This is a genomic window from Paenibacillus sp. P46E (genome assembly GCF_001909095.1).
GTDB lineage: Bacteria > Bacillota > Bacilli > Paenibacillales > Paenibacillaceae > Paenibacillus_AQ > Paenibacillus_AQ helianthi.
The window spans coordinates 34590-53229 of record NZ_LVYZ01000052.1 but is presented as its reverse complement, the minus strand read 5'-3'; the positions used below and the strand labels follow the sequence as shown (position 1 = coordinate 53229).

The window sequence follows — 18640 nt, the reverse complement described above, 5'->3', positions numbered from 1 at the left end:
ATATTGCATCCTGAAAGCAAAAAAAATAAGACGGTTTTACCGTCTTGATTGTGTTCATTATTCTATAGAAGCTTGACTCATAAAGGCATTGGTTAGGTAATGGAAATACCCTTCTTCAGCGATTTCAAATCGCCATTGGAATTGAGCAGCTGCGGCAGCATCTTCATACTGCGTTCCATCGGGGAGTGACAGAGACGGCAAGAAGGCGCATGTTCAAATGCGAAATTATCCCTCATCCATCCATTACATCCATCGTTGGTACAGGCCCAAATTGCGGTATTTTCTTCCGGTACTTCCTCCAAAGGCTTCTTCCGGTAGTTCATTGCCGTTCCTCCCTTCCTTTATGTCACAAGTTGAGAATCCAGACAAGTAGAAACGACATTGCCGTCCTTGATGTTAAGGACGGCAACCGTTTCACGAGAAATATAAGGGACCGATATTGCATGAAGCATATAATTCCTTATATTTGAAAAAAAGACCGTCCCAACTTTCACAAGCGGGGACGGTACCTTCTATTATTACAGTTTTACAACGTTTTCGGCTTGTGGTCCGCGGTTGCCTTGAACAACGTTGAATTCAACGCGTTGGCCTTCGTCCAAAGTTTTGAAGCCGTCGCCAGTAATTGCGCTGAAGTGAACGAATACGTCGCTTCCGCCTTCAACTTCGATGAAACCGAATCCTTTTTCTGCGTTGAACCATTTAACTGTACCTGTTTGCATGTGTGTTACCTCCACAAATTTAAATTAATATGTTCTTTTTATCTTCAAACAAAGAAAAAATTCACACATTGAGAAAGGTTGTAATCCATTTGACAGCCCTTTTCAATGCGAGAATTAGGTATCAATTGTATGATTAATTTCATGTTACCACACCTCAATAACAAAGGCAAGCTGTCCTATCCGAATTTCTCCGTTTTTTCACTATTTAGGTTAACCTTCCAATGTAAGGGCTGCCAGTTGGCCTAAATTGTATAACTACCGACTTCAACACTATCTTTTACCCCATTTTCACAGCTTAGAAACGGCTGCCGCTCATAAATTATAAATCATTTATGGGGCGGCGCCGCTCCCTGATGTGACTGCCTCTATATTATATACTGCCTCACAGGCTTTTATTCCTCCGGCTTCTCCAGAAGTTTTACTGTAACCTGCTTCACGGCTCCATTGCGGTAAAAGGTGATTCTAAGGTCATCACCGATCTTGGTATGATCGTACAGGTACTTGCGCAGTGCCAGTGTAGATGTAATGGATTGATCATCAAACTTCGTAATTACATCATTGAACTGCAGGCCCGCATCCTTAGCAGGTCCAACTGCATCCAGAACGACAACCCCGTCCTTCACGCTGGTAGGCAGATTCAGCTCCTTACGCTGGTCCTCCGCCAACGGCACATAAGGATTATTAAGATCCACTGAATATACACCTAAGTATGAACGGGAGATTTTACCTTTAGCTGCAAGTTCATCCGCCGTTTCCATTACATGATTGGCCGGAATCGCAAAACCGAGCCCTTCGACGCCTGTGTCGGAGATCTTCATTGTATTAATGCCGATCACCTTTCCATCCAAATCCACCAGAGCCCCGCCGCTGTTGCCTTCGTTGATGGCAGCATCCGTCTGAATGACTTCCTGCTCCCAGTCATACACACCATCCTGATTTAGCGATACAGGGATGGTACGCTCCGTATAGCTGACGATCCCAGAGGTTAGTGTATCACCAAGCCCCAGAGGGTTGCCGATAGCAATGACGGTCTCTCCCAGCCGGAGCTTGGAGGAATCGCCGATCTGGGCGATCGTGTTAATCCCCCCTCCATCAATGGAGAGCACTGCTATATCGCTTACTTTATCTGCGCCAACAAGTGTTGCTTTGCGGGTCTCCCCGTCAACCGTAACAACCTCCAGCTTGCCTGCACCATCAATTACATGGTTGTTCGTGATGATAAATGCCTTGCCGTCGTCCTTTTTATAGATAACCCCCGAACCCAGTGCCGACTCATCGAGAATATTAAGTTCCTTATTATCTTTCTTATGATTAATGATGCTCACTACCGCCGGGCGTACAAGGGCGGCGGCCTGTATAATCCGGTCGTAGGGATCCCCACTGCTTGCAGCAACCTTACCGATTACCGCCGGTGATTCGGCTTTCTCATGGGTCAGCTGTCCGGTCACCAGACTGAACAGAAGCACCGCTGTTACAGCACTGACTACAGAGCAGATTATAGCTACCTGCCATGTAGCCAGGTTCCTCCGCGATCTGCGGGGCCATTTGTGCCCGCCTCGTTCGCTTGAGGCATCAATCTTTCTGCTTCTGCGCCGTGACACTTTCGTTGAATAGAAATCATCGTCAAACAGTCCCACCGTTACATCCTCTCCCCTCTATTGCTACTGCATTCAATACCTGAACGCCAAGCAACCACGCCCGAGTTTACCTCATCTTCTCTTAGACTCCAGGAAGAACTAAAAGGTTTCATTTTATTATTTCACCCTACAAGTACGGGGGCAAAGCACATAGGACGTCTAGAATTCTTGCAAGCTAGCGTTATCCGTCATTTTTCAGGAATATTTTGCAGCATAAAAGCCTACAATAATAGAAACCATAGAGCCAAAGTCTGCCTTGCGCTTACTATTTAATTGTATCACACGCAGATGTTACACCGTGTTTTTTCTGCCGTAAAAATCATGTAAATTATTACATGCAAGGAGGGGTATAGCTTGGAATCTTTTTCGGCCAATATGGATCTTGTGCAGTTTATCGGTAAATTGGGTGATCTTAAGGATGAGCACTATCATTTGGTTCTGGTTCAGAGCGCCTTGATCGAACTTCTGATTGATAAGGGCTTCTTCTCACGCCAAGAGCTGGAACGCAAGATTACGGAAATGGACCAGCTTATGACTGGCTCACCTTATCCCATGGCGTAGGCCGGTCATAGTAAGTGTCACAGAGCCTGAATTCACTGTCTTTGAAAAAACAGCCCCGGTCCTCCATCGCAACGCGAACAGACATTTTAGCCAAGTCCATCATATTGTGATCCCGGCTCAAATGTGCCAGATACGTGCGTTTGGTCCGCCCGGTAAGAATTTCACTCAGCGCCGCGCCTGCCGCCTCATTAGACAAATGGCCCAAGTCACCTAAAATCCGCCGCTTCGTGTTCCAGGGGTACCGTCCCATTCTCAGCATTTCAATATCATGATTGGCTTCCAGTACAAGCACATCGGCATCCGAAATCGCCGTGCGCACTTTATCGCTCACATAACCCAGATCAGTCGCTACACACAGCTTCTCGTTGCCATCGTAAAAGTTATACCCCACCGGCTCAGCCGCATCATGCGAGATCGCAAATGACTCTACCCGCATACTGCCAAAATCCCTATGCTGCCCCGTCTCCAGAATGACCCGGTTCTGCTCGGCAATCGTGCCGATGCCCTTCTCAATCGCTCCCCAGGTATTCATATTGGCATAGATCGGAAGATCATATTTGCGCGCCATTGCTCCGAGTCCCTTAATGTGATCGGAATGCTCATGCGTAACTAGAATCCCATCGATATCCTGTCCGGTCAACTCGCGCATAGCCAGCAGCTCATCAATCCGCTTCGCGCTAAGCCCGGCGTCAATCATCAGTGTCGTTTCTCCGTTGCGCACCACCGTCACATTACCGGTAGAACCGCTGGACAGCACTGTAAATGATATTCCCATTCTCTCTCCTGCTCCTTCTACTCTGTTGTCTTAGGACTGATTATGTCCGCGCTAATGGCATCTACATAATAGGCATTGCCGTTCTCCAGCATGAACCGCCACATTGGCGAAGCCACCTGGCTCTCGGAGTTGAATAGCTCACCGTAATATCCCAGCTCAATCTCCTTAACCACCGAATTCGCCGGAAAATACTTCTCAATTAGGCTGCTGAGCGCCTGCGATGCCGGAAGCACCTTCTGATCAGTATCACTCCTTGTAGTTACCATCTCAATCTTCGGCCACCGGAAAGCCACGATTTTCTGATCACTGTTAATCAGCTCCAGTCTAACCCTGAACAGTGACCATTTCTTATCTACCAGCGGGTGCAGCACGAACTTGCCTACCTCACTTTCCTGGGCATCAAAACGGTAATTGGAAATATCCGGGATCTGTCCCTCCAGCGCCGTACTAAGCTCGGTAAAAGAGGAATAGATCAGCTTACTGTCAATCGGCTCCTTAAGCTCTACAGGAGGTTCGTTCTGCTCCTCACCGGAATAGTGATACGTAAGATCCGGCAACTGGGGGGTTGCAGCCGGAATTGGACATAGAATGCGGATGTTCTTCTCTTCCATGACAGCCTGAGTTGCCTGCGACAAGGAGGTGAAATCAAGGTTAGCGCTGGCCTGATCACGCAGATCCATCCACAGCTGATAGCACAGCAACAGATTCAATACCAGAAAGGCGTATATCAGCACATTTTTTGCTCTTCCCCAGTCCATACCTTCCCTCCTAAAAGTTTTTGTAACTATATTGGTTGAACTTTAGCTTCTCATATTAGGTCTGGTTGTCACTACAGGGAATGTTTGGACTTCCACCGCTGTCGTCTGCACTTCTACCGTTTTATATATAGCTTCAGAACTCTAATTCAGCGTAAGCACGGTGCCGTCTTTTAGCGTAACCCGCCATACCGGAATCAGCTGAAGCTTCTCCCCTTTGACAGCAGGTACGTACACCGGAGTCAAATCCTTCACCGCAGAAGCCTGGCTAATTTGTGCCAACTGGCCCTCCAGCCTTTCCCCGAACGATAAATCCACAATCCGCTTGACTGCCTTGTCCTCCTCCACAAACATCAGGGAACGTTCATAAGAAGATACGGTCCCTTGCTGAAGCTCGAGATTAATCACTCCATATTGCAGCTTCGGCTGGCTGATAATCGGATAGGAGCCATAGGGAGAAGAACCATAGAACTGTTGAAAAGATACCTTACGTTCCTGCCTGCCCTCTTCTGTTGCCGCCAGCCGGTAAGTTCCATTCCAGCCCCCGTGCTCATTCACAAAATCAACGGCCTCCAGAGCATCCTTAGCCGGAGTACTGTCACCAGCGGGAAGCGCAGCCGGATCACTATAGCTCATCCAGTTCTGTTCCTGATCGACCTGAAGACTGCGTTTGCTGTCTGTATAAATCTCGGAGCCGTCTTTTTCCGGAATATATCGGGTACTGCCTGCATCAAAAAAGAGATTGCTCTGCATCTGCTGAATCGTATACATGCCGGAGGGCATTTCGACTTCAACCATCGATACTTTGGCATCCGGCACATAATAATCGCCATTCACTGCTTTGTAATTGGTCAGGTTATTGCCGAAATCAACATGCTGCTGCACATCCTGCACGGTGAGGTCGGCCTTGGCCGCTTCATAGACAATGTCTCCCCGGGTACTGAAGAAGACTGCGTGTGCTTTGGAATCATTCTTCATATTATAAATCCAAATCCTGTCGATGCTCTCCCCTTCAAACAGGGAATCGGGTGACAACTGCATGACCCGCTGCAGCAGGGTTACGGGAATTCCTGCACCGAAGGACAGCTCAATCCCCGGATTTTCATTCCGGATCTTATCCCAGTCGAAGTCTTGCACGGACCGCCGCTGAAAGCTCTCAAAGCTCCGGCCCTTCAGACGGTTAAGGATGAGATTATAAAACGTCGTATTGGGATAAAAAAGCGTATGCTTGCTCTCCCCCATATGAATAATCATTTTATCGGGATAGAGCAGGTTCTCCACCTTCTCCTCCGGCCCCATATTGTCTGTCTTCACATATAAATTCTCCGACATGACCGCTGAATCGCTGCCCGGCAACCGGTAGATCAGATAATAACTCTCTACAAGACTCCCAAATACAAGCAGCGCAAGAACCCAGGATTTCACCTTTTCCTTCATGACTCACTCCCCCTCTCCTGCTTCAATGGCAGTGTAAAGGTGACCAGTGAGCCCTCATTCAGCTCCGATTGAAGGGAAATTGAGCCGCCATGTGCTTTGACAATTTCCCGGGCAATGGACAGTCCCAGGCCTGTGCCCCCCATATTACGGGAACGGGCTTTGTCCACTCTATAGAAACGCTCAAAGATGCGCTCAATATCTTTCTTCGGGATGCCGATTCCAGAATCCCGGACAGAAACAGCCAGCATCCCCTCTTCATTCTTCAGGGCCTCCAGCTGAATTGTCCCGCCTTCCGGCGTATATTTCAGCGCATTGGAGACCAGATTGCCCAGCACCTGATCGATTTGATCACGGTCAAGCCAAGCACTCTCAACCTCTTTGCGGACTCTGGTGCTGATATGAATCCGTTTCTGGCGGATTTGAAAAGAGAACCGGTCTGCCACATCCTCCAGCATCTCGGAAATATCAGTCTGCTGAATACGCAGGCTGGATTCCTTCGAATCCAGACGTGAGAGATGCAGCAGATCCGTAACCAGGCGGATCATGCGCTCTGTCTCATTGCGGATGACCCCAACGAACCGCACGGCAAGCTGCGGATCTTCAAGTGCGCCGTCATCCAGTGCCTCGACATAGCTTTTGATGGTCGTTAACGGCGTCCGCAGCTCATGTGACACATTCGCTACAAATTCACGGCGCGACTCTTCCAGATTCTCCTGCTCGGTTACATCCTGCAGGACCGCTATCGTGCCTGCGATCCCTCTGCCTTCCCGCCGGTGTATAGGCGTGAAGGTAACACGCACAATATTAGGATCTCCTCCGCCCATTGGCGACAGATGGAGCATTGCAGACTGGGCATTACCCTGAGCAAGGGAGCCTGACTGCTCATGATCCAGGCCGAGCAGCTCATCCAAGGGAGCCCCCTCCGGGAGCGGACCCTCTGAACCCAACATATCTGCTGCCCGGGTATTCATCAGAATAACCCCGCCACTCTCATCGGTAGCGACAACACCGTCACTCATATTCGCCAGAATGGAAGCCAGCTTCTCTTTCTCCTCTTCATTCTGAGAGAGAGCTTCCCGCAATCTTCCAGTCATATAATTAAAAGCCTGGCTTAGCTGACCTATCTCATCGTTGCCAAAAACCGGCATTTTGCGGTTGAAGCGACCTTCAGCTACCGCCGTGGCGTGCCGGGTCATTTCCTTTATCGGATGCGTGATCGTATGCGCCAGAATAACGCCCAGAACGGCCGTAAGCGCCAGGGCCAGCAGCAGTCCGGAGAGGAATACGCTGTTGATCCGGCTCATGGTAGCATACAGATCCTTCATGTCGGCAGCAATATAAATCGCCCCTACCACTTTGTCCCCGGAAAGCACGGGTTTGGCGACTACCTTCTTACGCACATTATCATCCGCTATAATATACTCCTCGTTGTCGCTGATTCCCTGAAGAGCGCGGCTGACCACTGTCTGTGTGTTGCGCTGGCCGACATAGTCATTCTGAGAAGGGACTGAAGTGGTGATGATCTTACCGCTTGCATCCAGCACCTGAATTTCGGCACCATTGATATACAAATTGTTGACCATACCGCGCAGACTTTCTACTGCAGTCTCTTCATCTGCGGTTCCGGCCTCACTGCCGAATTTATCGGCGGTCAGAATCGAGAGCATCTCCGCGCGCGCCTTCAGGTCCTTGGTGAAATTATCAGTCAGTGAATTCTTCATCGAGCTGACAAAATACACGCCAATCAGTTGCATCGCGATCAGAATCAGCAGTACATAGATTATTATAAGCCTGGCCTGTATCGTCCGAAAAAAGGACAGTCCCTTCATCACAACCCTCCGCTTTTGGGGCTATGCATCAAATAACCAAGTCCGCGCCGGGTAAAAATATATTCCGGTTTGCTGGGATTCTCCTCAATTTTCTCTCTCAGACGGCGGATCGTTACATCAACGGTCCGCACATCCCCGAAATACTCGAAGCCCCATACGGCCTGCAGCAAATGCTCCCGGGTCATCACCTTGCCGGCGTGGCGAATCATATAATAGAGCAGTTCATACTCACGGTGCGTCAAATCAAGCGGTTCGCCTTCCTTATAGACCATGTACATGTCTGTATCCACAAACAGGCCAAAATGCTGTACCCCCTGCTTGCTTTCCAGTTGTTCACTCTGAGCTTCCGAAGGTGCCGGCTTATGCTGACGCCGCATTTGCGCCTTGACTCTCGCCAGCAGTTCACGCGTACTGAACGGCTTGGTTACATAGTCGTCTGCGCCAAGCTCCAGACCCAGCACCTTGTCGATCTCCCCGTCTTTGGCGGTAAGCATAATAATTGGGATATCCAGATGAGCTGAACGCACCTCGCGGCAGACATCCATGCCATCTTTCCCGGGAAGCATCAGGTCTAGCAGCATCAGGTCGGGCCGTTTGGACAAGGCAAGCTCTACTGCACTGTTTCCGTCAAAGGCGCAGATTACTTCATAGCCCTCTTTTTCCAAATTGAATTTCAATATATCAGCAATAGGCTGTTCATCGTCTACTACCAGAATCGTCCCCATCTGCATATGCTCCGCTTCACCTTTCTAACCATACTTATCATTGATTCTCTTATTTTAGCATACCTGTCCTGGCGTCACATCCTACGAAGCGCATTCTTGTAATTTAAAAGCCGCCCGGAATCTCTCGGACGGCTGGCTTAAGATATGAATTATTGCAGATACTTCATGGGGTTGATCGCGATCCCGTTTTTGCGGATTTCAAAATGCAGATGTGTGCCGGTTGAACGTCCAGTGTTGCCCATGACTCCGATTTGTGTACCTTGTTCAAGTCTTTGTCCCAGAGAGACTGAAATTCTGCTCAAATGACCGTAGTACGTAACGTACCCGTTATGATGATCCACAATCACTACGTTGCCATATCCGTTCTGTACACCTGCAAAGCTGACAGTTCCGGCATCGGCTGCTTTGATCGTACGGTTACCGGATACCAGGTCAACACCTTTATGTACGCGGCCCCAACGCTCGCCGTAGCTGCTGGAAATCGATGCACCCACTACCGGCCAGGCAAACATCCCCGTTCCTTCTCCGGCAGAATTGGTTTCCTTGTACGTTTCTGCTCCGGCCACCTTGGTCCCCCGGTACACTACTTCCGGCAGCGAAGCATGCACTACCGTCTGCCCTAGCCATTCTTCCTTAACGACCAGACCATTTTCTTTGGTTAAGCGGTACTGCATCGTTTTGAGGCCCGTCTGTCCCGGGCGGACCACTTTGTTCTTGCCTGCCGGGAGCAGATCGCTCTTACGCACAATTACATCCGGCTCGGTAACGACCTGTTCCGCCACCTGTTCTACGGTAACCACCGTAAGTGCGGGCTGGGGAACCGTCAATTGCAGAGTATCGCCAATTTGCAGCGTCAATTCTTTGACCGTAGGATTGTTCTTGAAGATCTCAGCCTGTGTAGTCTCATACAGCTTGGCGATACCGGAAATCGTGTCGCCCTCCTGTACCGTATACGTCAGCGGCTCCTCTTTGCCTTCAGTAAGTGCACTTACGGCTTCATCCACACTTAAGACTTTATTCGGATCGGCTTTGACCGGTACAATAGACACCTGCTCACGGATATCAGCCGACTCTACGGTATCCTTGGCACTGGTCGACCCCTTGGCTGAACTTGAAGCAGCCGTCTTCTTGAGCTGGGCTCCTGTAGAAGCTTCGGTCTGCGGCATATAATGCTCCTTGACACCTTTCAGCACGGCTGCTGCCGTCGCCTGATCCTTGACGATACCAAGCACCTCGCCGTCCACCGTTAATTGCACACCTACAGCGTAGGCCTTCAGCATGCCATCCAATTTGTCCAATGTCGCGCCGCTGTCAACCTCAGGCTTAAAGGCCTTTTCGGCCTCGGTCGAAATACCCTCTGTCTGCAGCACCATCACGGATTCAGGATACTTCCGCTGATACTCCTGACTCTTCTGTTCAAATAGCTTCTCCAGTTCAGCCTTTTGGCTGATCTTTCCGATTTCTTCGCCCTTCACCAGAACCTTATAGTAAGTTACCGTATTAGCGGTCACATACCTCTTCTCGGCTCCCACCAGAAACGCACCAAGCAGCACCAGACCGGCGGAAGCCGCGATCCAGGAGCGCCGTAATCTCCGGGGTTTGGTCTCCTGATGAAAGACATTATCGCTATCGGCATCGCTGCCCTGTTGACTTGCTGCACCGAGCTCTGCGGAATACCGGTCATCGTTCCGCAGCTTCCCCGTCCGGCGCATGAACTTAAATCCCTTCATGAAACTCTCCCTTTCAGTCCGCCCATTCCTACCGCACAGAGCGGCCAAGCTTTGTTTACGTCCCCTTTTATATATGCTGCAGCATCTATTTATCTATTTGCATTAGTACGAATGATCATGTTGTCAGGTACCCGAAAAAGGTTACAAAAAATTAACCCCTTATAGTCCTTTTTTACTGTACCACAGCCGGGAGAAAAATTTCAACTTTCCGAACACAACAAAACCCGCGAAAATCGCGGGTTTATTCCAGAATTATGACGCATAAACAGCCTTCCAGTGTCCAAAAAGTGACATTTTTTAATTTTGCGTACTGTCCTTACTGCTTGGTGTAAGCATTTTCATTAAGGTCTCATATTCCTTTGGATCTACATACTTCGCTATGACCTGCTGCAGTTCCTGGACTTCACTCTCTGTTAGCCCATCTTCCATGGCCTTGGATATCTTTTGCATTTCCTCCTGAGGCAGCTTAGCCATTAAAATATTGAAAATATTGGTTTTTTCATCAGCAGGCAGATTCTCCTTCAAATTCAGCATGGCCTCCGGTGTCATAACCAATTCCTGTTCGCTGGAAGCTTCGCCCATCACAGGCAGGGCATCCTTAGGGGCATCTTCCTCCACGGGTTTCTCTCCACTTTTAACGCCAGTTGTATCCGGCTTACCTTCTTCCGTTTTGTTACTGTCTGGCACTGCAGTTTCTTTATCCTCAGCTGTAGCTGATGCCGCAGGTTTCGTGTCCATACCGGTCAGACTCTTCATAAATCCGCCGATCCCCGGCTCCGGCCCATCCAGCTTAATGTCGAAGCTTGCGAGCACCGACTGGATATACGTATTCACCACATAGGCTGTAGTCAGAATAGACAGTGCACTGGCCAGCACCACAATCAGGCAGACAGCAAGTGTACGCTTTACCAATTTCATCTTCATCTCTCCCTTGCTTCTGTTCATGGCCAATCTCAGGAATATCAGGCCTCGGCTCCTTCTATCCTTTCAGTATTGACTAGAACGCTGGAAGAGAAACGTCTGAACAGATACAGAGACTCTTAGATTATCGCCAGTAACAAATAAAAAGGAGCCTCAATAGAGGCCCCTCAATGGGTAGAGCTTATATTCGACCTAGATATAGATTGGAAGCACCTGGTTGGTCTGCTCGCGGTTACGGCCTACAGAGAAGATCGAGATCGGAATGCCTGTAAGCTCCGACACCCGTTCAACATATTTCCGTGTATTCACCGGCAGGTCTTCCAGCGTCTTCGCCGAAGTGATATCCTCACTCCAGCCTGGGAGCTCCTCATAGACGGCTTCGCATTCTGCCAGCATTTTCAGTGAGGCCGGATAGTGCGTAATCACTTCTCCACGGTATTTATAACCTGTGCAGATCTTTACGGTTTCCAGACCACTAAGTACGTCAAGCGAGTTCAAGGACAGACCGGTAATTCCACTGACGCGTCGGGCATGGCGTACCACTACACTGTCGAACCAGCCTACACGGCGTGCACGACCCGTTACCGTACCATACTCATGACCAGTTTCACGGATGTAGTCGCCGATGGAATCGTTCAACTCGGTTGGGAACGGTCCATCGCCTACACGGGTAGTATAAGACTTGGCTACACCGATAACCTGCTTAATCTTGGACGGTCCTACACCCGAACCGATGCAGACGCCGCCTGCTGACGGATTGGAAGAAGTAACGAATGGATACGTACCTTGGTCAATATCAAGCATGACACCCTGCGCGCCTTCGAACAGCACACGGGAATCGGCATCAATGGCCTCATTCAGCACTACAGAGGTATCCGTAACATAGCCTCGGAGCACTTCTGCATACTCCAGATATTGGGTCAGAATTTCTTCTACATCCAGCGCTTCCGCTCCGTAGACCTGAGTGATTACCTGGTTCTTCTCTTCCATTAGGTGGCGAAGTCTCAGCTCGAACTCTTCTGCATCCATCAGATCAGCAATGCGGATACCGTTGCGGGCAGCTTTGTCCATATAAGCGGGGCCGATTCCCTTACGGGTCGTGCCAATTTTGTTCGGGCCTTTACGGTCCTCTTCCAGCGCATCCAGTAGCATATGATATGGCATGATGACATGGGCGCGGTCACTGATCACCAGATTCTTGGTGTCGAAGCCGTTCTCATGAATATAGTTAATTTCTTGAATCAGCGCTTCAGGGTTGATAACCATTCCGTTACCGATGACACAAGTTTTCTCTTTATAAAATACTCCTGATGGAATCAAGCTCAGCTTGAACTTCTTCCCGTCAATCAGAATCGTGTGACCGGCATTGTTACCCCCTTGATACCGGGCGACCACATCTGCACTCTCTGCCAGAAAATCCGTGATCTTGCCTTTGCCTTCGTCTCCCCATTGTGTTCCCACGACGACTACCGTTGACATGTTCATTCCTCCGTAGGTGCTCGCTTAGCACCATTATTTTTCAAAATAGAAGAATCTATATGATTAAGCTATAAATTATCCTTCTATTTCCCGCTGAAACCCGCCGTCCCTTTAGGACAGCGAAGCCGTTTCCACTTGTAATATGGGCACTGTACGCGCTTCTTATGTACGCAGCCCTCCGGATGCCCGGCGGTTTAACCCGCTAAAGCACAATAACCAGTGTAACAGCGGTACTTTTTAAAGTCAAACAAAAACGAACGATCTCACAAGGAAATGTGTGATCGTTCGGATATTGTACAAAAAATGCCTAACCGGCAAACGGTTCGTTATGAGCACGCTCGTAGTTGACGAATTTGTTGAAATTTTTCAGGAACACCAGCTCTACGGTACCTACAGGACCATTACGCTGTTTGGCAATAATAATCTCGATGATATTTTTCTTTTCAGTATCCTGATTATAGTAATCATCACGATACAGGAAGGCCACGATATCAGCATCCTGCTCAATCGAACCCGACTCACGAAGGTCACTCATCATCGGGCGCTTATCCTGACGCTGCTCAACACCACGGCTGAGCTGGGACAAAGCAATCACCGGTACATCCAGCTCACGGGCAATCTGCTTCAAAGTACGGGAGATCTCCGAGACTTCCTGCTGACGGTTCTCGCCGCCCTTGCCGCGCCCCTGAATGAGCTGCAAATAGTCAATGACAATCATGCCCAGACCTTTTTCCTTCTTCAATCTTCGGCATTTTGCACGAATATCCGTAACCGTAATGCCGGGAGTATCATCAATATAAATTTCTGCTTCGGACAAAGATTGAATCCCCATTGTCAGCTTCGACCAGTCATCATCACTTTTGAAGTCACCGGTACGCATGATATTGGCGTCCAGATTTGCTTCAGCACAAATCATACGTTGAACCAGCTGCGGCGCTGACATTTCCAGACTGAAAATAGCGACAGTCTCTTTGGCCCGAACCGCTACATTCTGGGCAATATTCAGGGCAAATGCTGTTTTCCCTACAGAAGGACGGGCAGCCACAATAATCAGGTCATTCCGCTGAAAGCCGTTGGTCATATGGTCAAGGTCCACGAATCCGGTAGGAATCCCGGAGGTTCCCCCCTTGTTCTGATGGAGCAGTTCCACCCGGTCGAATACCTGCATGAGCACATCACGGATGGCAATAAATCCGCTGCCGCTGCGCCGGTTAGAGATTTCAAGAATCCGCCGCTCGGCATCGCTGAGCATACCACCTACATCTTCTCCGCCGGTGTAACCTTCACTGACAATCTGCGTCGCGGTACGGATCAAGCGCCGCAGCATCGCCTTTTCTTCAATAATTTGGGCATAGTATTCGACGTTGGCTGCAGTCGGCACCGCATGCGCCAGCTTCGCCAGATAGCTGACACCGCCGATATCCTCAAGCTGTCCCTTGTCCTGCAGTCTGGACGTCAGTGTAACCAGGTCAATCGGCTGGCTCTCTTCTCCGAGCTGCACCATCGCTTCAAATATCATCTGATGCGGTTTATCGTAGAAGTCTTCGGTATTCACCCGCTCCATCGCGGTGATCAGCGCCTCATCCTGCAGGAGTACAGCACCAATTACAGCCTGCTCTGCCTCCAGGTTCTGCGGGGGAATCCGATCGAAAAAGAGATCTCCACCCATCTTACTCCTCCGTTACCTGAACCGTGAGGTTAGCCTTTACTTCAGTATGCAGCTTCACCGTCACCTGAAATGTACCTACATGGCGGATCGGATCATTCAGTTCAATTTTACGCTTATCTATCGAAATCCCCTGGGTTGCTGCGAGGGTTTCACCGATTTGCTTGCTTGTGATGGCACCGAACAGCCTGCCGCCTTCGCCAGCTTTGGCCTTTAGAGTCAATGTCAGCTCGTCCAGCTTTTTGCCCAGCTGAACGGCTTCCTCTTTCTCCTGATCCTTGCGGCGCTGCTCAGCAGCTGCCTGATTCTCCAGAGTCTTCACATTACCTTCAGTAGCCGGGCGAACCAGTCCACGCGGCAGCAGGAAGTTGGCTGCATAACCCTCTGATACCTCTTTGACTTGCCCCTTTTTACCCTGACCCTTAACATCTTTTATGAAAATGACCTTCATTCGAACAGCCCCTCTTTCGCTTCAATTTCAGCCAGCACTGCAAGCAGTCTGGCTTCTGCTTCCTTGCTTGTTCCTTCTAGCTGAACGGCAGCATTGGACAAATGTCCGCCACCCCCCAGCTTTTCCATAACAACCTGCACGTTCATCCGCCCGAGTGACCGTGCGCTGATGCCAATGAGGCCGTCAGGCCGTTCGCTGATGACGAATGAAGCCACCACGTTCGTCATGCCCAGCAGCGTATCCGCCGTCTGGGCAATCAGCAGTTGAGGAATCTTCATTCCCGGAGCCGTGACAACCAGTGCTATATGATCATACACCATCCGGGCATGTTTGATAATTTCCGCTTTTGAAATGTACTCCTGCAGATCCTCCTTCAGCATACGCTGAATCAGAATTGTGTCTGCACCGACCCGCCGCAGAAATCCTGCCGCTTCAAAGGTACGGGATCCGGTGTGCAGCGCAAAATGTTTGGTGTCCACCGTAATTCCAGCTAGGAGCATTGTAGCTTCCAGCGGGCTGAGCTTGATCTTGTCATGAATATATTGCAGAAGCTCTGTAACCAGCTCGCACGTAGACGAGGCATAAGGCTCCAGATAGACCAGCACAGCATCATTGATGAACTCTTCACCTCTGCGGTGATGGTCAACGACCACTATCCGGCTGGCATACTGTACCAGGCGGGGTTCCATGGTCATCGAGGCCTTATGGGTATCCACCACGATCAGCAGTGTATGCTCCGTCATGATCTGCAGCGCTTGTTCTGTAGAGATAAAAGTTTTGTTCAATTCCTCATCCCGGCGGATTTGCTCCATCATCCGGGTAATTGAAGGATTTGGCGTCTCCATCACAATGTTTGCTTCTACATTGTACATTTGCGCTGCTTTGAGCAGACCGATCGCAGCCCCTACCGCATCGATATCGGGCGTCCGGTGGCCCATGATCAGCACCCGGTCGCTTTCCTGCATCAGATCACGCAGGGCGTGGGCAATAACACGGGCCCGCACTCTCGTACGCTTCTCTGCAGCATTACTCTTCCCCCCATAGAAAGAGAGCCTCTGGCCCGCCTTCACGGCCGCCTGATCGCCACCCCGGCCAAGTGCCATATCAAGACTGGACTGCGCCAGTGCTCCTAGCTCACTGGCCGATTCTGAACCGTAGGCAAGTCCGATGCTAAGCGTCATCGGCACCTTTAGATCAGCAGTCATTTCCCGCACCTCGTCCAGAATGACGAAGCGGCTCTCCTCGAGCGCCTGCAGGCTACGGTGATTAAGCAACATGAGGTACCGCTCCGAAGACAACCGGCGCAGGTATACCTCAAACTGCTTGCTCCACTCTGTAATCTCACTCGCTACCTTGGCGATCAGCGAGGTACGCTGCTGATCGTCCATGCCCTGTGCTGCTTCATCCAAGTTATCCATCATCACGATGCCGATCGCAAGCTTCTCTTCTTCGTAACGTTCGCGTAGCACCACAAGCTCAGTGATGTCATACAAATACAGCATTCGCTCACTAGGGATTACGACGACCTGATAATAACGTTCATCGACGGCAATCTCCTGACGAATATCCTTCAGACTGTTATCTTTGGAGACCTCCCTCTTAACTGGCACATGGCTGGCAAGAGAAGGTACGATGTCGGGCAGCAATTCCTCCATTGCCTCCCCAACCAAAGACTTGCGGGAGAAAATATCACCGGCACTGCGGTTGTTCCACTCTACTTTCCGGTCCTCACTGTACAGAATAATACCGAGTGGAAGCATACCGACCGCTTCCCCCTCCACGCGCTTGATGCGAAAGGATAGCCCATTGATATATTCCACCAAATTCCGGCGGAACGAGAGTTCTGCCTGCAGCATAGAGAAGCAGAGGGTCCCGGCCAGAAACAGACTGGCGACACCAATAACCCAATTATAGACACTGACTACTATAATCAGCAGCAGCAGCAGCATAAACGCCCATACGGTATGATAGCCGTGCCAGCGTCTTTGCAGAAATTTTGGCATGAGCTCTCACCCTATCGTTTCGATTTCGTCACAAGCTCGCGCAGCGGGAACGCCAGGTCGACTATACCGATGATCCACAGCCCCGGCATAAAAATAACGGGAATCGCCAGCAAGAGTGCCACAACCTTACTCCATTTCCGCTCATAGACCAGGAAGAAAAGGAACCCGATGGTCTGAATGATAAAACCTATCCGTAATAGCGGCAGCAGATTGTCCGAAATCATCGGCATGAATCCGCTGTCTGATCCCCCAAACATAAGGCTAAGCACTACACCCAACAGATAATACCAGATGAACGATCTTGGAAGTCTCCAGTCACGGGCTGGCTTCATTCGCGGAACTGCATATTCCATGCTATTCAGAATCGGACGGACAATGGAATGCGTGATCACGGCTATCATGAACGAGCTGATGATCAAGGTCATCGGGATAATCTGAACGGTCATATGGCTAATCGTACTGACATCCTCGGAAGAGAGCTTCAATTCGGAAATCAGAGGATTGCTGGCCCCCAGCTCCGACAGCGGTGAATTCACCATCTGCAGCACATCATTCACATAGGTGGTAAGGTCGAAATTGAATAATGCGGTTCCTAACAGCAGCAGCAACAGAAACTCACCAAGAATGGTGATCATTCCGGCGAGCAGTGTCGACATCGCTGATGAACGTTTCTTGTACCAGCGCCCCATCACTAGTGCGGGTATCAGGAAATAGACCGCTATCAAGACATAGACGGGTGTGATCAGACCGACAATCAGCAGCACAGGCAGAATATGGAGAATGAACTGCTTGGTATTCAGAGTAGTAAATAGCACTACTGCCGGAATAATCATAAATAACGTAGTGATAATGAGCAATGGGGTTGATAATGAGAGCAGCAACAGCAGATACGCTATGCTCCATGCCACCGATGTCCAGCGAAATTTCAACAGTATTCACCTCTTACGCATATGTTCTTCTAATGCAGATATATCCTGGTACCATTCTTCCAATTGATGCCCTTCCTGCCTGTGTTTTCTAAGCTTTTCAATCAGAAGATCGTCGAGTTCACGATAGGGGATTCCAAGTCTGCGGCCCAAAATATAAGAGCTCATAATCAGACTGGCCAGACTGTCTCCCACACGCGCAGTGCTGCCTTCCCAGAGCGCTTTGAACAACCGTGAGACTTGATCAATAACTTCGGTCTTCAACCATTCAATTACCTTGGCGCGTTTGGCTACATCCAAATCCTTCGGCACATTGGGCACAGTCTCTCTACCTCCGGCAAAAAGCATTATTCTCCATTATAGCATAAATAATTCCCAGCTACACGGGACGTCCACCGTCCCAGAAATACTCGCTGTATTTTCAAAAAAGGCCCGCATTCCGTGCTCGCCGGAAATACAGGCCTTGATCCATACTGCCTAAGGTCGTAAAACTAAATAAGAAGTCCTACACCGATTCCTGTGACTGGCGTGAAACAACCTTTTCACAATACTCAATAATTTGACTCCGGCGAACGATACCAATGAACCGGTTCATGTCATCAACAACAGGCACAAAGTTCTGCACCTTGGCTAAATTGATTAGATCCTCCATATCCGCATCAATGGATACCGGCAGATTATTCATCCGCAGCGGCACATCCTTCAGCAGAAATTTGGAAGCATTTTCGAACGTCACCGCCCCACCCGAATCCTTCATATACCAGAGCAGGTCGCCTTCCGTTACTGTTCCTGCATATTCCCCGTTCCGGTTCAGAATCGGTACAGCCGTATAGCGGTGAAACTCCATCCGTTCCAGAGTCTGGCGCAGCGTTGAATCGAGGGTCACGCACGCCACCTCCTGTTTCGGAAGTAAAAAAAACGCAATATTCATCTCTTGATCCTCCTCAAAGAGTTCCGAAGGAATTATTATGCCTTACCCTTTCCTTGAAGCAAGGGCCATCCGTAATTATACGTCTTTAGCCAATC

18 protein-coding genes are annotated in these 18640 nt (G+C 49.7%); 1 reads left to right on the top strand and 17 read right to left on the bottom strand.

All coding sequences use genetic code 11. From position 1 onward, the window contains the following. Positions 1–92: 92 nt before the first annotated feature. The 3 genes from A3849_RS19860 to A3849_RS19850 all read right to left on the bottom strand — a co-directional run bounded on the left by A3849_RS19860 (position 93) and on the right by A3849_RS19850 (position 2356). Positions 93–323: a cold-shock protein gene (locus A3849_RS19860; protein WP_020425962.1), complete on the bottom strand. Its 231-nt coding sequence runs from the start codon at positions 321–323 to the stop codon at positions 93–95. A gap of 195 nt (positions 324–518) precedes the next feature. After that, positions 519–719: a cold-shock protein gene (locus A3849_RS19855; protein WP_019914582.1), complete on the bottom strand. Its 201-nt coding sequence runs from the start codon at positions 717–719 to the stop codon at positions 519–521. A 392-nt stretch (positions 720–1111) separates the two neighbouring features. Beyond that, on the bottom strand, positions 1112–2356 hold the full coding sequence (locus A3849_RS19850) for a S1C family serine protease (RefSeq protein WP_074112974.1): 1245 nt from the start codon (positions 2354–2356) through the stop codon (positions 1112–1114). A gap of 354 nt (positions 2357–2710) precedes the next feature. On the opposite strand from A3849_RS19850, the gene A3849_RS19845 reads away from it, so the two are divergent. Then, positions 2711–2917, top strand: a complete 207-nt coding sequence (locus A3849_RS19845; RefSeq protein WP_074112973.1) for a hypothetical protein — start codon at positions 2711–2713, stop codon at positions 2915–2917. Here the strand turns inward: A3849_RS19845 and A3849_RS19840 are convergent. From A3849_RS19840 to A3849_RS19775, 14 genes are all read right to left on the bottom strand, one after another. Then, the gene (locus A3849_RS19840; protein ID WP_074112972.1) at positions 2886–3692 is read right to left on the bottom strand and encodes an MBL fold metallo-hydrolase; all 807 of its coding nucleotides are present in this window, start codon (positions 3690–3692) and stop codon (positions 2886–2888) included. The genes A3849_RS19845 and A3849_RS19840 overlap by 32 nt on opposite strands. Before the next feature lie 17 nt (positions 3693–3709). Continuing rightward, complete coding sequence (gene yycI / locus A3849_RS19835) at positions 3710–4450, bottom strand: two-component system regulatory protein YycI (RefSeq protein WP_074112971.1); 741 nt, start codon at positions 4448–4450, stop codon at positions 3710–3712. Positions 4451–4591: 141 nt separating this feature from the next. Continuing rightward, on the bottom strand, positions 4592–5884 hold the full coding sequence (locus tag A3849_RS19830) for a YycH family regulatory protein (protein WP_074086458.1): 1293 nt from the start codon (positions 5882–5884) through the stop codon (positions 4592–4594). Then, positions 5881–7713, bottom strand: coding sequence for a cell wall metabolism sensor histidine kinase WalK (gene walK, locus A3849_RS19825; RefSeq protein WP_074086459.1), 1833 nt, complete (start codon positions 7711–7713; stop codon positions 5881–5883). Before walK ends, A3849_RS19830 begins: the two co-directional genes overlap by 4 nt. Next, on the bottom strand, positions 7713–8444 hold the full coding sequence (gene yycF / locus A3849_RS19820; RefSeq protein ID WP_074112970.1) for a response regulator YycF: 732 nt from the start codon (positions 8442–8444) through the stop codon (positions 7713–7715). The genes walK and yycF overlap by 1 nt, the downstream gene beginning before the upstream one ends. 143 nt (positions 8445–8587) lie before the next feature. Then, entirely contained in the window at positions 8588–10168 is a 1581-nt protein-coding gene (locus tag A3849_RS19815; protein ID WP_074112969.1) for a peptidoglycan DD-metalloendopeptidase family protein, read from the bottom strand. A gap of 297 nt (positions 10169–10465) precedes the next feature. Beyond that, positions 10466–11086, bottom strand: a complete 621-nt coding sequence (locus tag A3849_RS19810; protein WP_074112987.1) for a hypothetical protein — start codon at positions 11084–11086, stop codon at positions 10466–10468. Between the two features lie 195 nt (positions 11087–11281). Beyond that, complete coding sequence (locus A3849_RS19805) at positions 11282–12568, bottom strand: adenylosuccinate synthase (RefSeq protein WP_074100724.1); 1287 nt, start codon at positions 12566–12568, stop codon at positions 11282–11284. Positions 12569–12875: 307 nt separating this feature from the next. Then, a complete protein-coding gene (gene dnaB, locus A3849_RS19800) occupies positions 12876–14237 on the bottom strand; it encodes a replicative DNA helicase (RefSeq protein WP_074086464.1) in 1362 nt (453 codons plus the stop codon). A gap of 1 nt (position 14238) precedes the next feature. Continuing rightward, positions 14239–14685, bottom strand: coding sequence for a 50S ribosomal protein L9 (rplI, locus tag A3849_RS19795; RefSeq protein ID WP_074086465.1), 447 nt, complete (start codon positions 14683–14685; stop codon positions 14239–14241). Continuing rightward, a complete protein-coding gene (locus A3849_RS19790; protein WP_074112968.1) occupies positions 14682–16688 on the bottom strand; it encodes a DHH family phosphoesterase in 2007 nt (668 codons plus the stop codon). Before A3849_RS19790 ends, rplI begins: the two co-directional genes overlap by 4 nt. 11 nt (positions 16689–16699) lie before the next feature. After that, positions 16700–17617 (bottom strand): DUF2232 domain-containing protein, encoded by a 918-nt coding sequence (locus A3849_RS19785; RefSeq protein WP_074112967.1) that lies wholly within the window; start codon positions 17615–17617, stop codon positions 16700–16702. A gap of 6 nt (positions 17618–17623) precedes the next feature. After that, the gene (locus A3849_RS19780) at positions 17624–17926 is read right to left on the bottom strand and encodes a MazG-like family protein (RefSeq protein ID WP_025707985.1); all 303 of its coding nucleotides are present in this window, start codon (positions 17924–17926) and stop codon (positions 17624–17626) included. A 193-nt stretch (positions 17927–18119) separates the two neighbouring features. Further along, on the bottom strand, positions 18120–18545 hold the full coding sequence (locus tag A3849_RS19775; RefSeq protein WP_074086468.1) for a CBS domain-containing protein: 426 nt from the start codon (positions 18543–18545) through the stop codon (positions 18120–18122). Between the last annotated feature and the right edge of the window lie 95 nt (positions 18546–18640).